Source organism: Altererythrobacter sp. TH136, assembly GCF_007065885.1.
In the GTDB taxonomy this organism is placed as follows: Bacteria; Pseudomonadota; Alphaproteobacteria; order Sphingomonadales; family Sphingomonadaceae; genus Tsuneonella.
Genome location: NZ_CP041409.1, coordinates 639,229 through 656,591 on the forward strand (window position 1 = coordinate 639,229; position 17,363 = coordinate 656,591).

General features: G+C 66.9%; 13 protein-coding genes and 1 tRNA gene. 3 read left to right on the plus strand and 11 right to left on the minus strand.

From position 1 onward, the window contains the following. Nucleotides 1-55 precede the first annotated feature (55 nt). From addA to ahcY, 7 genes are read right to left on the minus strand one after another with little or no spacing between them, the layout of a single operon-like run. The gene (addA, locus tag C0V74_RS03155) at nucleotides 56-3,508 is read right to left on the minus strand and encodes a double-strand break repair helicase AddA (protein ID WP_143250582.1); all 3,453 of its coding nucleotides are present in this window, start codon (nucleotides 3,506-3,508) and stop codon (nucleotides 56-58) included. Further along, nucleotides 3,505-6,444, minus strand: a complete 2,940-nt coding sequence (gene addB / locus C0V74_RS03160) for a double-strand break repair protein AddB (protein WP_143250583.1) — start codon at nucleotides 6,442-6,444, stop codon at nucleotides 3,505-3,507. Before addB ends, addA begins: the two co-directional genes overlap by 4 nt. Before the next feature lie 9 nt (nucleotides 6,445-6,453). Further along, complete coding sequence (locus C0V74_RS03165) at nucleotides 6,454-7,176, minus strand: nucleotidyltransferase family protein (RefSeq protein ID WP_246844944.1); 723 nt, start codon at nucleotides 7,174-7,176, stop codon at nucleotides 6,454-6,456. Further along, nucleotides 7,173-8,162 carry a phosphotransferase gene (locus C0V74_RS03170; protein ID WP_143250584.1) on the minus strand — a complete coding sequence of 330 codons (990 nt, stop codon included), beginning with the start codon at nucleotides 8,160-8,162 and terminating at the stop codon, nucleotides 7,173-7,175. Before C0V74_RS03170 ends, C0V74_RS03165 begins: the two co-directional genes overlap by 4 nt. After that, nucleotides 8,159-8,596, minus strand: coding sequence for a tRNA (adenosine(37)-N6)-threonylcarbamoyltransferase complex ATPase subunit type 1 TsaE (gene tsaE / locus C0V74_RS03175; RefSeq protein ID WP_143250585.1), 438 nt, complete (start codon nucleotides 8,594-8,596; stop codon nucleotides 8,159-8,161). The genes C0V74_RS03170 and tsaE overlap by 4 nt, the downstream gene beginning before the upstream one ends. Beyond that, complete coding sequence (locus C0V74_RS03180) at nucleotides 8,593-10,932, minus strand: PAS domain-containing sensor histidine kinase (protein WP_143250586.1); 2,340 nt, start codon at nucleotides 10,930-10,932, stop codon at nucleotides 8,593-8,595. The genes tsaE and C0V74_RS03180 overlap by 4 nt, the downstream gene beginning before the upstream one ends. A 53-nt stretch (nucleotides 10,933-10,985) precedes the next feature. Next, nucleotides 10,986-12,395: an adenosylhomocysteinase gene (ahcY, locus tag C0V74_RS03185; protein WP_131625413.1), complete on the minus strand. Its 1,410-nt coding sequence runs from the start codon at nucleotides 12,393-12,395 to the stop codon at nucleotides 10,986-10,988. Between the two features lie 227 nt (nucleotides 12,396-12,622). On the opposite strand from ahcY, the gene C0V74_RS03190 reads away from it, so the two are divergent. Both C0V74_RS03190 and C0V74_RS03195 read left to right on the plus strand, forming a co-directional pair. Then, entirely contained in the window at nucleotides 12,623-13,102 is a 480-nt protein-coding gene (locus tag C0V74_RS03190) for a peroxiredoxin (protein WP_131625411.1), read from the plus strand. Nucleotides 13,103-13,217: 115 nt separating this feature from the next. Then, complete coding sequence (locus tag C0V74_RS03195; protein ID WP_143250587.1) at nucleotides 13,218-14,177, plus strand: phosphatase PAP2 family protein; 960 nt, start codon at nucleotides 13,218-13,220, stop codon at nucleotides 14,175-14,177. Here C0V74_RS03195 and folE read toward each other — a convergent pair. The 4 genes from folE to C0V74_RS03215 form a co-directional block, all read right to left on the minus strand. Then, nucleotides 14,158-14,766, minus strand: a complete 609-nt coding sequence (gene folE, locus C0V74_RS03200) for a GTP cyclohydrolase I FolE (RefSeq protein WP_143250588.1) — start codon at nucleotides 14,764-14,766, stop codon at nucleotides 14,158-14,160. The two genes, C0V74_RS03195 and folE, sit on opposite strands and share 20 nt — an antisense overlap. Next, on the minus strand, nucleotides 14,763-16,304 hold the full coding sequence (locus C0V74_RS03205; protein ID WP_246844945.1) for a phospholipase D-like domain-containing protein: 1,542 nt from the start codon (nucleotides 16,302-16,304) through the stop codon (nucleotides 14,763-14,765). Before C0V74_RS03205 ends, folE begins: the two co-directional genes overlap by 4 nt. A 144-nt stretch (nucleotides 16,305-16,448) precedes the next feature. Further along, a tRNA-Arg gene (locus C0V74_RS03210) sits at nucleotides 16,449-16,525 on the minus strand. Between the two features lie 47 nt (nucleotides 16,526-16,572). Continuing rightward, nucleotides 16,573-17,091: a (deoxy)nucleoside triphosphate pyrophosphohydrolase gene (locus C0V74_RS03215; RefSeq protein ID WP_246844946.1), complete on the minus strand. Its 519-nt coding sequence runs from the start codon at nucleotides 17,089-17,091 to the stop codon at nucleotides 16,573-16,575. Between C0V74_RS03215 and C0V74_RS03220 the strand changes: the two genes are divergently transcribed. Further along, nucleotides 17,084-17,269 carry a Flp family type IVb pilin gene (locus tag C0V74_RS03220; RefSeq protein WP_143250589.1) on the plus strand — a complete coding sequence of 62 codons (186 nt, stop codon included), beginning with the start codon at nucleotides 17,084-17,086 and terminating at the stop codon, nucleotides 17,267-17,269. The two genes, C0V74_RS03215 and C0V74_RS03220, sit on opposite strands and share 8 nt — an antisense overlap. Nucleotides 17,270-17,363 lie beyond the last annotated feature (94 nt).

The following is a 17,363-nucleotide window of genomic DNA, read 5'->3' on the forward strand; positions in this document are numbered from 1 at the left end:
CCGCCATTCCGCGGCGGCCCGATGTTCTGGCCACCAATCTAGGCAGCCCGGTCGTTCACTCAACCGATGGGGCTGGAAAGCTTTCCGGTTCGGGGGACAAGTGCGTCTTGCGCGCTGCCAGCAAATCTTCCGGGATGACGATGAGCCGAGGCGCCTGTGTATAGAGGACCGCCGCGCAAATCTCCCGCCCGGGATAGATCACCTGCAGCGCGGCTACGTACGCGGCCATCTGGCGCAGCGTGCTCTCGGGCACTTCCTCCAGCGAGGATGGCGGACGGCGCGTGGTCTTGAAGTCGACTACCGTGATCCGGCCCGGCTCGATCAGTAGACGGTCCGCGGTTCCGGCGACCACCACGCCGCCCACCGTCGCCGCCAGCGGGACTTCGGCGAGGGCGCTGGGCGAAAACACGTCGGCAAACGCGGGCTGCGACAAGACCGCCAGCGCACTGGCGAGCAACGCCTCGCGCTCCTCGGCGGGAAGGTCCGCTGCCTGGCGAGTGAGCCATCCTCGGCCAAGCTCGCTCCTCTGGTTTGGAGCGATGTCGGGAAGTCGCTCCAGCAGCCGGTGCACCAGCACGCCCCGGCGCGCCGCGATCCGCGCGGTATCGGCGGGGAATGGCGGATCGGCGCCCTGCTCCGCGCCAGCAGCCGAAGGTGCCAGCGGCCGCGGCGGGCGCGGTTCGTCGCCGACCGGAGCGCTAGCCCAGACAGGTAGTCCCGCCTCGAGCGGAGCCTCAACCGCCGCCGTTGGCGGGGCCGCTGGCGCGCGCGCGCCCCATTCGCTGACCGCCCCCCAGATCGGATCGGCCAGCGGTTCATTTTCGAACAAGGGCGCCAGGCGCGCAAACCATGAATCGGGTGCCGGCTCTTTCTCTCGCTTGCCCAGCGCGCCGCCGATGAACAGCGCTTCCTCGGCGCGGGTCATCGCGACGTAGAGCAGGCGCCAGTGCTCCTGGCGCTCGGCAACACGGGCGGTGTTCTCCGCATCGACCACCGGGCCGGCCTTTTCCTCCTTGCGCAGGGGAGGCATCGGCACCGTGCGCCCGCCGCCGCCGGGCAGATCCTCGGTGAGAGTCAGGTCGCGCGTCGGAGAAGCGTCCGGATTGCCGGTGGCATCGGCCAAAATCACGATAGGCGCCTGCAAGCCCTTCGATCCGTGGACTGTCATCACCCGCACCAGCCCGCCGCCTCCGTCCGCGTCGCGCTTCAGTTCGCCCTCGCCCGCATCGAACCATGCGAGGAAGCCGACGAGACTGGGCGTTTGCGTGGAGGCGTAGGCGCTGGCGGCATTGAGCAGTTCGTCGATCGGATCGTGTACCTCGTGACCGAGACGCGCGACGAGTGCCTTGCGACCCTGCCACGGACCGACCAGCAGCCAGTGGAGCAACGCCTGGGGCGGCTCGAAATCCGCGCGCCAGAGCAAGTCGAGCAGGCGGGCGGCGGTCTCTTGCTGGCGCGGGTGCGCGCCGCCCCGGATGTGATCCCACAGCGGCACGCCTTTGGTGCGGTAGCCGAATTTGAGCAGTTCTTCCTGCGACCAACCGATCAGCGGACTGACCAGCAGGTTGGCCAAGCTCAGGCTATCGAGCGGCTGGGCGGAAAAGCGCAGCGCCGCCAGCAGGTCCTTCACCCCCAGCGGCGCGCCCAGGCGCAGCCGGTCGACGCCCGCGACCGGCACGCCCGCCGCGTGCAGCCGGGCGACGATCAGCCCGGCCAGCTCGCGCCGCTTGCGCACCAGCACCATGATATCGCCGGGTCCGGCATTGCGGGTGCCGCCCTTGACCAGCGGGAAGCCGTCTCTCAGCCAGACACGGACCTGATCGGCGATGCGGTTGGCCATCGCTCCCTCGGGTTCCGACAGCCAGTCCTCGGGCCCGTCGTCATCGGCATCGTCTCCGCGACCGGCGACCGGGTGCCACAGCGTGACAAGTCCGGGGCGCCCATCCCCGATGTGCGGCTCAGGCTCGCTGTCGAGACCGAACGCGCGCGCGCCGATCGTCTCGATCGCGCGATCGACGAAATCGAGCACCGGCTGCGCGGTGCGGTAGCTGCGGCCGAGTCCCAGCTTCAGCAGCTCACGGTCGGGGTCACCGGCTGCCAGCGCGTCGATCAATTCGGCATAGTGCTGCCGCGCGATGGCGAAGTTTTCCGGGCTGGTGCCCTGGAAGCGAAAGATCGCCTGCTTGTAATCACCGACCACGAAGATCGTGCGCATGGCTTCGCCGCGCGCGCCCTCGCCGGCGAAGAAGTCTCCGGTCAGCGCGCGGATGATGTCCCATTGGGCCTGGTTGGTATCCTGCGCTTCGTCGATCAGGATATGGTCGAACCGCCGGTCGAGCTTGTAGCGAATCCAGTCGGCAATATCGGACCGGGTCAGCAATTCGGCCGCGCGGCGGATCTGGTCATCGAAGTCGATCAGCCCTTCCCGCTCCTTGGCCTCTTCCCACGCGAGCGCGAACCGGCGGCCAAGCTCAAGTGCGGGCGTCAGCAGGTCAGCCAGCGCGAGCAACGCCTGTCGCTCGCGTAGCGCACCCAGCGAAGCCGCAACCGCTTCCGCCGCGGCGGCATAGCCGGGATCGCACTTCTCCAGGCTCTTCAGCGAGCGGATTTCACCCTTCTGGGTGAACAGCGCATCCCGCAGCGGACCCGCCGCCGTGACCCGCCCCAAGCCGCTGGCGCCAAGGAAGTCGGCAATCGCGGTGGTCGATTTAAGCGCGGTCGCCGTGCCCCATGCCGCGTTTGCGGACTGGACCCGGTGAAGCGCTTCGCAGTCGAACACACCCTCGGCGCACAGTTCCACCAGGCTGGTCTCGCTCGCGTCGCTCTCGAGGCCGAGCAACCGGAGCACCCGTTCGTGCATCGGGGGCTGCCATGCACCCGTCCCCTGCCAGACCTCGCGCGCTTCGGCGCAGCGCATCAGCCACAACCGCACGCCGTCCGGCCCCATCCGCTCGCTCAGCATCGCCAGCGGACCGAGCACCGCGACGTCCTCCACTTGCTCGGCCTCCACGACGAGGGTCTGAAGCACCTGTCGCGCCAGGAGTTCGCGGTCGCGGTCTTCCATCGGCCGGGTGCCGGCGACCAGCCCCGCTTCGTCAGGGAATGCCGCCAGCAGCCACTGGGAAAACGCGTGGATCGTGTCGATCCTCAAGCCACCGCCAGGGCAATCGAGCACCGCCGCGAAGCGCGTGCGTGCCCGCTCCTGCGTGGCCGGATCGACCGGCGCACCGATCGCGAGTAGGTTCTTGCCCAGTTCCTCCGGCTTCAATCGCACCCAGCGCGCTAGCACGGCGTTGACCCGCTCGGACATTTCCGCCGCGCCGGCCTTGGTGAAGGTAAGGCACAGGATCTGGCCGGGCTTGACCCCCGGTTGAAGCAGCAGGCGCAGCACGCGCGCAGACAGAACCTGGGTCTTGCCGGTCCCGGCAGATGCGGACAGCCACACGCTGCGTTCCGGCGCGACGGCCCGCGCCTGATTGTCGCGCAAGGGGTGAACCGCGCCGCTCATTGTTCGTGTCCCACCCACTCATCCAACCGCATCAGCTGGTCATACGTCGCGTAGCTGGGCGCATCGGGGTTGAGCCGGGCGGTGAACGGCTCGGACCCCAGGATCCAGTTGTCCAGCGCATCATCCAGATAGCGCCGCGCCTGCGGCAGGAACTCGCCCGCGGCGATGCCCTTTTTCTTGGCGCCTTCCAGGATCGGCGTGGTGATGTAACCGAACCCGGTATCACTCTTGTCGCTTCGACCGAGCGACCAGTATTCGAACCGGCTGGCTGTGCCCTGTGCCTTGGCGAACGCGCCCTCGCCCACCATCAACCCCAGCGTGCCGAGCTGGAGCGCGAACCCGCGCTCCACCTGCGCGCCCGACGGCGGCTTGCCGGTCTTGTAGTCGACCACTGCAAAGGTGCCGTCCTCCAGCTGGTCCAGGCGATCGATTCGCCCATGAAGGGTCACGCCGCGCCACTCCATGCGCCCTTTCTCCTCCCAGAGAACGGGCGTGCGCGAGGGATCGGAGGCGACGCTCGCTTCCACCCATCGCAGCGCGTTCAGCAGCCGCGGGCGCCATAGCGCGCGCGTCAGCGGATGGGCGTGCATCGCACTCAGCGTTTCGCGCGCGATTTCGTCCAGGGGGCGACCGGTCTTGTGCCAGTTTTCCAGGATCTCGTGCGCCAGAGTGCCTTGCCACGCCGGGCTCGGCTCCGCCTCCAGCGGCTCCAGCTCCGGCAGGCCGAGAATAGACGACGCATAAAACTGGTATGGATCAGCGCGCAGCCGGTCGAGCCCGGTCACGCTGATCGCGACCTTTCGCTGCTCCGCCGTGGGCATGGGCCGCGGCCGGGGATAGTCCGGCGCGGGCGCGGCATGGTCAATCATCGCGGCAAGCCGCGGCGCGTCAGCCTCGCGGTGGTGGTCGCCCAGTTCCCCCAGCAGCGCCTGGACCCGCAGCAGAAAGCGCGAGGCGATCGCCGGCCCGCCCTCGTCCCGGCGGGAGCGGCTGAGCACCACTTCGGGCGCGCCCATCGCGGCAGCAAGATCGTGTGCGTTAAGGCCGATGCGGAAATCGGCGCCCGGCACGCCGAGCGCGCGCAGCACCGCCGGTGCGAGCAGCGGGTCGGTCGCCGGTCGCGTGGGCCAGGTGCCTTCGTTCAACCCGGCTGCGATCACCAGGTCCGCCCGCGCCATACGCGATTCGATCAGGCCGTAGATCGCCACCCGCGGGTGTCCCCCGTAGGGCGGACGAACCGCCACCGCTTCCATCGCATCGCCCAGCGCAGGGTGCAGGTCGCGCGCCTCCAGCACGGTGCCCGTTTCGCGGGCGTGGGCGCGCAGATCCTCGACGAAGGCGGACAGTGCGCGGCCGTCCTCGCGGCTCCACAGCACTTCTCCCGACAGCGCCTCTCCGGTCGCGGCGAGCCGGTCCAGCCATTCTGCCAGGGAGAGCGTTTCGTCTGCCATCAGCGGCGTCAGGATCGCCTCGACCTCAAGCCACCAGTGCCCGACCCGCGCCTTCTCCGCGATCGGCCGCAAGGCTGCGAAACCCGGTGCGGGACGCGGACCGCGCAGCTTGAGCTCGAACGCGCGCAGGCGTTCGAGCCAGGGCGCGCGCCGTTCGCCCGTCATCACGAGCGGATGGGCGAGCGCGGCCACGAGCGCGATCGGCGCGCCGCCTTCCGATGCGATCTGCGCCAGCTGAAGGAACAGCCGACCGGCGGCGGTGCTGCCCAGCGGGCGGCCCGCTGAATCGTCGGCGTCCAGGTTCCAGCGACGCAAGTGCTGGATCACCCGGCGCGCGAGCGCGCGGTCGGGCGTGACCAGCGCGACCCGCTTTTCCGGTTCCGCCACTGCTTGCCGGATAAGCAGCGCGATTGCCTGCGCTTCGGCTTCGGGGTTGGGGTTCTCCATCAGCCGGACGCCGGCCAGCCGGCGGCGATCGGGCGGCATGTCGGCCCACGACTTGCTCGCTTCGGGCGGCAGGAACAGGCTGGAGATTGCGCGGCTGCGTTCGGGCGGGGCGGCCGACAGCCCGCGCCGGTGCCACGGCTGCACCTCCTGCCGGTTCACGCCCATCCGGTTGAGCAGCAGCTTGAGGTGGTATTGCGGGTGCGAGACCGCGTCGTCTTCCGAGAATGGTGGATCTTCCGGTCCGCCGGCGATGCCCAGCTCTGCCCACACCTCATCGGGCATCGCCAGATCGAGGTCGGGCAGGATGACGGCACCCTGCGGCAGTTCGCTGACCACGCGCAGCAGCCGCGCAAGGGCGGGCGCGGCGCTGGTCACGCCGGCGGCGATCACCGGAGTTTGCGGCGGTCGTTCCTTCCAGGTTCGCGCCGCATGATCGAACAGGCGATTGCGCCGCGCGGACGCGTCTAGCGCACACATCGCCGAAAGTTCCGCCAGCCACCGTGTCTGGACCCGCGCAAACAGCCGCACGGACCGCTGCCAGTGTTCGGCCATGTCGCCGACGATCTCGCGCACCTGATCGCTCAGCAGCAATTCGGGTCCGATATCCTCGATCAGCAGACGGTCCATCGTGCGGGCGACCTGCTGCGCCAGCCGCAACAGCGCAGCACCGCGCGGTGCCTCCTGCCCCATCTCGTCCGCCAGCAACGCGGCGATGCGCAGCCATCGGCGCGTGGGATCGACCGCCGGCGGGATGTCGGCCGCACCCAGCGGGTCAAGCAGCGTGCCGAGGGTTTCGTCGAGGTCCAGGTCGCCGACCACCGCCATCCGCGGCATCAGCAGGCCGGCTCCCGAACCGGCGGACGGGCTGACCCGCACGAACGCTTCCTGCAAGGTTCGGGCGGCACGGCTCGACGGCAACAGCAGCGTCAGGCGCGCAAGCCCGTAATCGCCTTCGGTGTAGCGCGGGATCAACCCGGCGACGAGCGCGTCGGCAAAGCCTCGGTGCGCTGCGATCGAATAGACTTGCGGGCCCTTCATCGGCGGCGATCAGGCACCCCTCAACGCCTCTTCGGTCGGCTTGATCGCGTGCGGCTCTCCGACTTCGAACCACTGGCCGGTGAACGCGGCGCCGAACAGCCGGCCTTCCGCGATCGCCCGCTCCCACAGGATCATCGTGCCGAACGGACCGTCCGGCGCATCGCGCAGCAGCCGGTGGCTGACGAGCTGGATGCCGGTATAGATGAACGGCGCGACCCGGCCCGTCTTGCGGCGGCTGAGGCGGCCAAGCGCGTCCATGTGGAAATCGCCCTGCCCCCGGAAGTTCATCGCGCGCGCGTGCGGCACGACGAGCAGCAGGGCGTCCATCTGATCAGGCCGCCACGCGCTCGACAGATCGGCGAAGGCATCGCGCGGCCCGTCGAGCCAGATGTTATCGGCATTGAGGCAAAAGAACGGATCGGGCAGCAGGCCGGCGGCGAGCGCTTTCTTCATGCCGCCGCCCGTCTCCAGCAGCACCGCGCGCTCGTCCGAAACGGTCACCTTCGGCGATTGCCGCTCGGCAAGGTGCGCCTCCAACAGGTCGGCCAGATAATGCACGTTCACTACCGCTCGCGCGACGCCGGCATCTGCCAGGCGGTCAAGCGCGTGATCGATCAGCGGCTTGCCCGCGACCCGCACCATCGGTTTGGGCTGCGTCGCCGTGAGCGGACGCATCCGCTTGCCCAGCCCCGCCGCCATGACCATCGCGGTATCGCTGGCGAGGACGGTCACGTCAGGCTTCCACCCAGTTCATCACGGCGGGCCTGCGGGATGTTGGCGTCGAACCAGGCGGCGACCGGGGCCAGCGCCGGATGCGCGAGGTCGCGCTCCAGCGCGGCCCATACCCGCGGGATCAGCGACAGGTAGCCTCGCTTGCCGTCGCGCTGCCATAGCCGCACGAAGATGCCGACGATCTTGGCATTCCGCTGGGCGCCGAGGCGCGCATAGTCCGCCGCGAATTCAGCGCCCGGCCGCGCGCGCGTGACATAACGGTCGAGCATGCGGCGCTCGAGCTCGGGCGAGACCTCCCGCCGCGCATCCTGCAGCAGGCTAACCAGATCGTACGCCGGATGACCGACCAGCGCGTCCTGAAAATCGATCAGTCCTTGCGCGCCGCCCGCGTCCTTGCCTGCCTCGAGCAGCATGATGTTTTCCGCATGATAATCGCGCAGCACCGTCACGCCGGGGCGCTGACGCTCGAGCAGCGGAGCGAGCACTTCGTCCCAGGCGCGGGTGTAACCCTCGGCATCCACTTCCAGCCCTGCGGCGGGGCAGTACCATTCGGTCAGCAGCGCCGCTTCGCGCTGATATGTCGCCATGTCATACGGTGCGAACGGACCAGGCGTTTTGGTGTGCAGCGCGACCAGGGCATCGATCGCCGCGCTGTATGCCGCGTCCTCGTCGGCGGGGTGAACGTCGAGCCAATCGCGCATCCGGTCGCTGCCGAAATCTTCCAACAACACCCAACCTTGTGCGGCGTCGGCAGCGTAGATCGCGGGCGCGCGCATCTGCGCGGCGGTCAGCCATTCGGCGACATCGAGGAACGGTTGCGGATCTTCATGCGGCGGCGGGGCGTGCATCAGCATCGCCTTGCGCTCACTGCTGCAAATGCGGAAATACCGCCGGAACGACGCATCGCCGGGAATGGGATCGACAGCGGCGCTGCCCCAGCCGGCAGCGGCGAGAAACGGGTGCAGACCTTCGGGCAGCTCGCTCATGACAGGCGCCCTAGCCAATCGGCCCCCGGTTCGACAATCGCCACGCGGCCGTTTCCCGCCGTTTCCAGCGTGATCGAGAGGCATCCCGGCTCATGTGCGAAACCGCCCGCATTCTCCGGCCATTCGGCGATCAGGGCTGCGCCGTAGCGGTAGTCATCCAACCCCAGCTCCTCGGCTTCAGCGGGCGAATCGAGCCGATAGAAGTCCGCGTGCACCAGGGGCGGATCGAGCGCATCGTAGGTCTCAAGGATGGTGAAGGTCGGCGACGGCACTTCTCCCTGATGACCCAGGGCGGCGATGATCGCCCGCGCCAAAGTCGTCTTGCCAGCGCCAAGGCCACCGGACAGGGCGATAACGTCGCCTGCGCGCAGGTGCACGGCCAGGCGGGCACCGAACGCATCCATCGCGGCAAGGTCGGGCAGCTCCACCCTCACGGCAGCAGGATCGTCGCGGTGGTCCCCTCACCAGCAAGCGACACGATCTCAAGCGTGCCGCCGTGCGCTTCGACCAGCTGGCGGGCGAGCGGGATGCCTAGCCCCGCGCGGCGCTCCGGGCGGCCATTCGCACCAGTGCGCAAGCCCTCCAGCGCGCGGCGCAGCTCATCGCGGGTCATGCCCTTGCCGTTGTCGGATACGATTATGCGCACGCCGTCGGCCTTGCGCGACAATTCGACGAGGATCTTTCCCCCCGGCGGCGTGGCGGCGATCGCGTTGTCGAGCAACTGGCCGAGTGCCCGGCCCAGCTGGCGCGGATCGGCCTCCACCTTCGCCGTCTGGCCGCCGCGCAAGTCCAGGCTCAACCCCGCACTCAGGATGGCCGCCTCGCGATCGCGCACTACTTTGGTGGCAAACGGCAGCAGTTCCAACTTCTCGGGCGCCAGCGGCAGCAGGCCGGCTTCGCTTTGCGACAGGTCGAGGACATTCTCCACCTGATCGGTCAGGCGCTGGACCGATTCTATGATGGCGGCGACATACTCATGCCCCTGCGCGGAAAGTTCGCCCGCCACGCCGGCCTCCAGCAGCTCTGCAAACCCGCTGATCGAGGTAAGCGGCACGCGGAATTCATAGCTCATGTTGGCGAGGAAACGGGTCTTCAGCTCGTCAGCTGCCTCCAGCGCCTCGTTACGCTCACGCAGGGCGTCCTCGGCTTTCTGCGAATCGGTGATGTCGAGCACCGTCAGCAGGCCATTGCCGTCGGGCAGCGGGACGCCCGCGATCTCCAGCGTGCGCCCGTCGGCCAGCGCGACCCGGCCGCCGGTCTGCTTGCGATCGAGCGTAGCGCCGCGGACGATTTCGCCGATGGCTTTCGCCTGCTTGGGCTTTTCCAGGTGCGGGGCGATGATCGCCACGAGTTGATCCGCGGTCGGATGACCATCGAGTGTGTCCGGCTCGATCCCCCAGGCTGCTGCGAAACGGCGGTTCCACAGTTGCATGTGCCCGTCGGGAGCGAACACCGCCAGCGCCTCGAACAGGCTGTCGAAGATCGCGGTGCGCGTGCGCAGCAGCGTGTCACGGGTCGCGGACAGGGCCAGGCTTTCGGTGCGATCCTCCGCGATCAGCACGAGCCCTCCGTCAGGCATCGGCTGCGTGACGATCCGCAAGTGCGTGCCGTCGCTCAGCGGCCAGGCTTCTTCCACCGGCTCGCCTTGCGCGAACCACTCGACCCGTTCCGCCCGCCAGGCGGGGAAGTCGCGCACTTCGGGCGTCCGCCCGGCCTCGCGCGCTTCGCGCAGGAAGCGTTCGAACTCGGTGCCCTCGCTTGCGCCGGGACGCATCGTGAAGGCACGGCGGAAGGGCTGGTTGGCGGAGATCAGCTTGCGGTCGGCTCCGAACTGCGCGACGCCGACGGAAAGCTGGTCCAGCATCGCGCGCTGGGCATCCTGGAATGCCCGCAGGGTGCGACCAAGCTCTTCCATCTCCTCGATGTCGACCGCGTATCCGGCGACGCCCTCGTCCCCCAGCGGCAAGTCGCTGACCTTCATCGCCCGCCGCTGACCGGCGATAGTGGTGGCCACGATCCGCTCGATCGCCTGCTTCTGTCCGGCAGCTTGGGCTGCGACCTGCGCTGCGGACAGGCCGTCAGCAGGTTCAATCAGTTCCACCTGGTTTTCGACCGCTGTTTCGGCGCTGTCGGCGCCGACCGCGGCAACATAGGCCTGGTTGACGAGCTTCAGCCTCGCGTCGGGACCGCGAAACCACATCGGCATGGGAGCGGCTTCGATAAGGCCCACCAGGGCGGCAAAATCGCTCTTGGCGCGGGCGGCGTCCGCGCGCAGGCGAGCCAGTTCGCTCTCGCTTTCGGAAAAGTCGAAGATCCACAGCAAGGCCGCGCCGCCGGGCGAGACCTGGGGGTCAGCCAGTGCACCCCGCACGGCAAGGCTGCGGCGCGAGCCGGGGGGAGTGATCGCCATGCGAAACGGAGCGGCGGTTTTCTGCGTGCGCGCGACGAGGCGCTGCAGTTCGGCAAGCTGTTCGGCGGACAGTCCCTTCCCGCCCGCGCCGTTGCCCAGATCCACGAGATACTGGGGCAACTTGGCGAGTCCGAACCAGCCGGCGAGTCGCTCGCTGCCCTCGATGCGCCCGTCGGCGCGCACCAGCAAGGGAATGGCCGGTGCTTCGTCGATCATCCGCGCCATGCGCCGCGCGGCCTTGCGGGACGATTCCGCGGCGCGCGCTTTCGCGCCGGCGGCGATCATCAGCCCGGCCGCTCCCGCCACCCAAGCGGCGAGCAGCAGACCGATCAGTGCCAGCGCGAGAGGTGAAAACTGCATGGGGGCCGTTCGCTATGCGCGCACGGCCCCCAAAGCAACCGGGCGACTAGCACTTAGTAGCGGTAGTGATCCGGCTTGAACGGACCGGCCACTGGCACGCCGATGTAATCAGCCTGTCGCTGGCTCAGTTGAGTGAGCTGAACGCCCAGCTTTTCGAGGTGCAGCGCGGCCACCTTTTCATCGAGATGCTTGGGCAGCACGTACACGTCGTTGTTGTACTCTTCACCCTTGGTGAACAGCTCGATCTGCGCGAGGGTCTGGTTGGTGAACGAGCAGCTCATCACGAAGCTGGGGTGTCCGGTGGCGCAACCCAGGTTCACCAGGCGGCCCTTGGCGAGGATGATGATCTTCTTGCCGTCGGGGAAGGTCACCACGTCCGTGCCGGGCTTGATTTCCTGCCAGTCGTAGTTGTCGAGCGCGCTGATCTGAATCTCGCTGTCGAAATGACCGATGTTGCACACGATCGCCATCGGCTTCATCGCCTTCATGTGCTCGGCGGTGATCACGTCCTCGTTGCCGGTGGTGGTGACGAAGATGTCGCAGCGCTTGACCGCCTCTTCCATCGTGACGACTTCAAAGCCTTCCATGGCTGCTTGAAGAGCGCAGATGGGATCGATTTCGGTCACCATCACCCGCGCGCCGCCGTTGCGGAGGCTGTCGGCGGAGCCCTTGCCGACGTCGCCGAACCCGGCAACGCAGGCAACCTTGCCGGCGAGCATCACGTCGGTGGCGCGGCGGATCGCGTCGACCAGCGATTCCTTGCAGCCGTACAGGTTGTCGAACTTCGACTTGGTCACGCTGTCGTTCACGTTGATCGCGGGGAACGGCAGCTTGCCCTGCTTGGCCAGGTGGTACAGCCGGTGCACGCCGGTGGTGGTTTCTTCCGACACGCCCTTGATCGCCTTGACCGTCTCGGTGAGGTAGCCCGGCCGTGCCTTGATGAACGCCTTCAGTGCGCGCTGCATCTCGATTTCTTCGGCGTTGGCGGGATCAGGCATGGTCTCGCCCGCCTCGATCCGTGCGCCCCATAGCGCGAACATGGTGGCGTCGCCGCCGTCGTCGAGGATCAGGTTGCAGGTCTGGTCGCCCCAGTCGAAGATGCGGCCGACATAGTCCCAGTAATCCGCCAGGCTCTCGCCCTTGATCGCGAACACGGGCACGCCGCTCGCGGCGATCGCAGCGGCTGCGTGGTCTTGGGTCGAGAAGATGTTGCAGGTGGCCCAGCGCACTTCCGCACCCAGCGCGGTCAGCGTCTCGATCAGCACCGCTGTCTGAATCGTCATGTGCAGCGAACCGGTGATCCGCGCGCCCTTGAGCGGCTGGGACGCACCGTATTCTTCCCGCAAAGCCATCAGGCCCGGCATCTCGGTTTCGGCGATCGCGATCTCGGCCCGGCCGTAGTCGGCAAGGTTGATGTCCGCGATCACATAATCGCGGGTAAGGGTCTGGGCAGAAGTGGCCACGGCAAAATTCTCCATTCGGGGGTTGCGCGCGCCCTAGCTCCCGTTGGCGCCAAAAGCAAATATAAAGCTTCCTTTATATGTGATCCAGAACCCGTCTTGGCGGGCTGTCGCGGCAGCGGACGGCCCTGCCCCGAAATTCGTCGCTCTCGGGGCTGCGCGGCTTGCACCGGCGTCCGTGCGCGCTATCTCGCTGGCGACTTCCTGCAACTTGCAAAAGGATTAGTGCGATGACGATCAAGGTGGGCGACAAGCTGCCCGACGTGAAGCTGGTGAAGGCGACCGAAAACGGGCCCGAAGCGGTGCAGAGCTCCGACTATTTCGCGGGCAAGAAGGTTGCGCTGTTCTCGGTGCCCGGCGCGTTCACGCCGACCTGCTCGGCGCGCCATCTTCCGGGATATGTCGACAAGGCGCAGGATCTGAAATCGAAGGGCGTGGACGAGATCGTCGCGACCTCGGTCAACGACGCGTTCGTGCTCGGCGCCTGGAACAAGTCCGCCGGCAGCGACGACATCACGATGCTGGCTGACGGCAACGGCGACTTTGCCGAAGCGCTCGGCCTGACGATGGACGGCTCGGGCTTCGGGCTTGGCAAGCGCGGTCAGCGGTTCTCGATGATCGTCGATGATGGCGTGGTGAAGGAGCTCAACGTCGAACAGCCCGGCGATTTCTCCGTGTCCAGCGCAGAGCACCTGCTCGAACAGCTTTAGGTTCCTCCAGAACGCGACAACAGCCGCGGGCGAGAGATCGCCCGCGGCTTTTTTACGGCCGGGTGGCGACGCCGTTGTCCACCGAATGGCAACCATTGCCGTTTAGTTTTGCCGCATGAACGGGCTTCTCGCCGCACGCGCCATCGCACTGGAGCATTCCCCCACGCCCCCCACGGCGACGTGGACCGCGCGGCATGGCCTGACCTCGCTGCTGGCGATCGTGCTGGGGAGTGCCGCGATGCTCGCGGGCGCCATCCTGATGGTTACCGGCACGTCTCTCGAGTGGGCCGTGTTCGCCCGGTTCGCCGCCCTGGCGACCGGGATGGCCCTGGTATCGTTATGGTGCAGCAAACGGCAGCTCGATCCGCGGATGGCGGCCGCTGCAGCGATCGTCGCGGCGGCGATCCTCTCGCTGATGTTCTGCGCGGTCATCTCGCATGTGGGCCTCAAGCTGGAGGCGCCCCTGATGGATGCGCGTTTGGCCCGGGCCGACGCCGCGCTGGGGTTTCATGTCGATCGGGCAGTCCGTGCGGCGGCGTACAGTCCGCACCTGATCGACGTGCTGGCGTTTGTGTACAACGCTTCGGGAGTTGTCGTCGTGGCGCTGATACTCGCGGTTCTCGGGACCGGAAGCACCGGCCGCGCGTGGGAGCTTACCGCGACCATCGTGATCGCCATGCAGGTTGTCGCCGCGCTATCGATCCTGATGCCGGCCATCGGTGCCATGCACCACTTCGGCTTGGGCGACCTGCAGGGCCGGGGCCTGCCGGTGGGGGCTGGCGTCTATCACCTTCAGGGCTTCGCGCACTTTTACGGCGGGAGCGATCCTGTCGCTCGGCTGAGCGACATGACCGGTCTTGTCACCTTTCCGTCGTTTCACACCGTGCTGGCGCTGATGGCGACGCAAGCACTCGCCCCCACCCGCCTCCGCTGGGTGGGAGTGGCCTGGACGAGCATGGTCATCGTCTCGACCGTTCCGGTGGGCGGGCATTACGCTGTCGATCTTGCCGCCGGCTTTGTCATCTGGGCCTTGGCCGCCGCGATCAGCCAGCGGGTTAGTACCCCATCAGCTTGAGCACTTCCTCGCGGCTGCGCGGGTCGTCAAGAAAAGTGCCCATCATCCGGCTGGTAATCATGCTCACGCCCGGCGTGCGCACCCCGCGCGCGGTCATGCAGCTGTGCGCCGCCTCGATCACTACCGCCACACCCTGGGGGTGGAGGTGGTTCCAGATGCAGTCCGCCACTTGTGCCGTCAGCCGCTCCTGCACCTGCAACCGGCGCGCGAACCCGTGGAGAACCCGTGCCAGCTTGCTGATGCCGACCACCCGGTCATTGGGCAGATAGGCGATCGCGGCCTTGCCGATGATCGGCGCCATGTGGTGTTCGCAGTGGCTCTGGAATGGGATGTCCTTCAGCAGGACGATCTCGTTGTACCCGCCCACTTCGTCAAACACGCGGCTGAGGTGGACCGAAGGGTCTTCGGCATAGCCGAGGCAGTATTCCTTCCACGCCCGGGCAACGCGCTTGGGAGTATCGAGCAGACCTTCGCGCGACGGGTCGTCGCCCGCCCAGCGGATCACGGTGCGGATTGCTTCCTGCACGTCCGCGGGCACCGGCGGCTTGCCGTCATCGGTGTCCTCGTCCGGACCGACCAGGCTGCTCATCTGCGGATCCCCTTCTTGGCGCGCTCGTACGCCCGCTTCATCAGGCTCCCCTGCTTGAGCAAGCCGCCCTTGGCAAACGGTTCGAACATCTCTTCGGGGCGTTCGGGATCGAGCACCTGCGATCCCGCCAGCGTCTCCTCGATCGCGCCCAGTTCGGGCGGATCAAACCGCCGGAGTTGACGCGCGTTGCGCGCGCCGTGCTGCTCGATCAATCGGAGCATCGATCCCCCGGCGTCATCCAGAGCGGACGCCACCTCGGCATCGGATAGCCCGCAGTGTTCCGCCAGCAGCGAATGCCGCAGTGCGGCGATGCCGTCGCATGCGTGCGCATTGCCGGGACGATTGCAGTCGATGAACACGTCGCATTCGCTGTCCAGCCCCATCGACCGGTTGTTGAAGTTCGCCGATCCGATCCGCAGGACCTGATCGTCGAAGATCGTCAGCTTGGCGTGGACATAGATGCTCGTTTCACCCGTGTAGGGTGTGAACAGGCCGAACCGCTTCTTGTGGTCGATTTCTTGGAGAGAGTGCAGCAGGCAGTTGCGCGCGTGGTCCATCGCCTGCTGTTCAAGCCAGCCGTCAGCCGTCTGGGGTTGCACCATGACAATCTCGGGCGGATCGTCTTCCTTCAGGCGGCGAGCGATCGCTTCGGCGATCTTCGGCGAGGTGAAGTACTGGTTTTCAGAATAAATGAAGCGCTTGGCCGCGGAGATTTGCTGCAGCAGCAGGTCCTCGATCTCGTTCACCGCGACGTCGCCATCGTACTTGGCACGAGTGCGGGCGATACCGATCTCGACGTTCTCGAACTGCACCGGCAGTTCCTCGGGCCACAGGCTGTCGTCCGGTATGTCGATCTCGCTCAATTGCTTGCCGCCCGCCTTGACCCAGCGGTCACGGCACAGCCGGCCCAGTTCGCGTGCCGCGTCGCCTTCCATCATCATCGTCGCATCGTGCCACGGACCGTACTTGCGACCGTGCGGCCGCCGGCGCCGGCGGTCCGTTTCATCGTGCGCACGGGTGTCCCAGCGATCCATCGTCATGTCGATCCCGCCGCAGACCGCGAGGCGATCATCGAGCACCGCGATCTTCTGGTGATGGGAGCAGCCGACCGGGTGATGGCTGTCGAAGTTGAACTTGATCCGTTCGTAGCTGGCCATGCGGATCACATCGATGAACATGTATCCGCGGGCGACGAACTGAAACACGCCCATCCCCCATTTGAGGATCCGGATTTCCACCTTCTTGTGGCGGCGGGCCAGCCACAGGAGGAAGCTACCCAAGCGGCGGGGATGGTTTCGCCGGAACGGCCGGCTGAACCAACGGCGACCGACTGCAAGGTGGATACGCGTGTCGAAGTCCCACCCGACCAGCATGACGCGGCGTTGTGCCTTCAGCATCGCCCGCTGCATGAGGGCGAAATAATCTTCCGCATCCACGACGACACTGGCGCGCTCGACCTTCGCGAACTTCCACACGCCGGGCGCGACCGAGTTGTCATCGAAGGCGGGACCCTGATGTTGTTCCGGCGGCTTTGCCAAGTGCTTCCCCCTTCGTCGCTAGCTTACGGTCCGTAGGGCAAGGCGGGGGCCGGGTCACGGGTCTTGCTATCGCGGAGACAGATCGGTCCGATTTCAGCGGCAGAAACACAGCGGGCCGCCTCCCGATGGGAAGCGGCCCGAAGTTGGCGCGCCCGGAACGATTCGAACGTCCGACCCTCAGATTCGTAGTCTGATGCTCTATCCAGCTGAGCTACGGGCGCGCACTAGGGGGCGGCACATAGGGTCGCCGTTTCGGCTTGGCAATCCCTTATCCTGCCGCCGTGAAGAGTTGCGCAGCCAGCGCGCGGTCGAGCGGCGGAACCAGCAGCCGCCCTACCTCTGCGGGGGTGAACCAACGGCATTCCGCGCCGGGTTCGGGCTGCGGCACTCCGGTCCATGAAGTGATTCTGTAAAGAGTGATGACAATCGCAGCCTCGCCCTCGCCAGCGTCGGCGCGCGCCTGACCAACGGCGTCTTCGTCGGGCAAGCAGACAATGATCGCCAATTCCTCATAAAGCTCGCGCAGCAACGCCTCGGCGTGCGTTTCGCCAGGCTCGACCTTGCCCCCGGGAAATTCCCACAGTCCCCCGTGCCGCTTTCCCGCCGGGCGCTTCTGCAACAGCCAGCGACCCGCGCCGTCGGACATTGCGCCCGCCACCACCTCCATCGCTGTCGGTGGATTTTCCAGTTTCGTCACCATCGGCAATCTTTTCTTAAGGAGTGAAGTCCAGAAGCGAATTCGATCAGGCACTGTTCGACAGAAAGTAGCAAAAATGCCGATGCGCAAGTTCGTAAAGCGGATTGCCAGCGACATTTCAGGGGCCACTGCTGTCGAATACGGCCTGATCCTGGCCATGATCTTTCTTGCGATGCTCGCGGCGATTCAGACCCTTGAAGGTTCGACATCTTCAATGTGGAACAAAGTCGCCACGGACATCGAGGAAGCCAAAAGCCAGTCTCAATAAGCGAGAATGCGGTTAGGATTTAATCAACCACCTCAACGTATTCACGTGCAGTCTGAACCGTAAGGGTTGCGGGGCAGGCGGGGTAGCGAAGACC

Coding starts and splice junctions, on each gene's coding strand:
- C0V74_RS03170 (WP_143250584.1), bottom strand. CDS start 8,162: ATGAGCGAGCTGCCCGAAGGTCTGCACCCGTTTCTCGCCGCTGCCGGC.
- C0V74_RS03195 (WP_143250587.1), top strand. CDS start 13,218: ATGAACGGGCTTCTCGCCGCACGCGCCATCGCACTGGAGCATTCCCCC.
- folE (WP_143250588.1), bottom strand. CDS start 14,766: ATGAGCAGCCTGGTCGGTCCGGACGAGGACACCGATGACGGCAAGCCG.
- addA (WP_143250582.1), bottom strand. CDS start 3,508: ATGAGCGGCGCGGTTCACCCCTTGCGCGACAATCAGGCGCGGGCCGTC.
- C0V74_RS03180 (WP_143250586.1), bottom strand. CDS start 10,932: ATGCAGTTTTCACCTCTCGCGCTGGCACTGATCGGTCTGCTGCTCGCC.
- C0V74_RS03190 (WP_131625411.1), top strand. CDS start 12,623: ATGACGATCAAGGTGGGCGACAAGCTGCCCGACGTGAAGCTGGTGAAG.
- C0V74_RS03220 (WP_143250589.1), top strand. CDS start 17,084: ATGCGCAAGTTCGTAAAGCGGATTGCCAGCGACATTTCAGGGGCCACT.
- addB (WP_143250583.1), bottom strand. CDS start 6,444: ATGAAGGGCCCGCAAGTCTATTCGATCGCAGCGCACCGAGGCTTTGCC.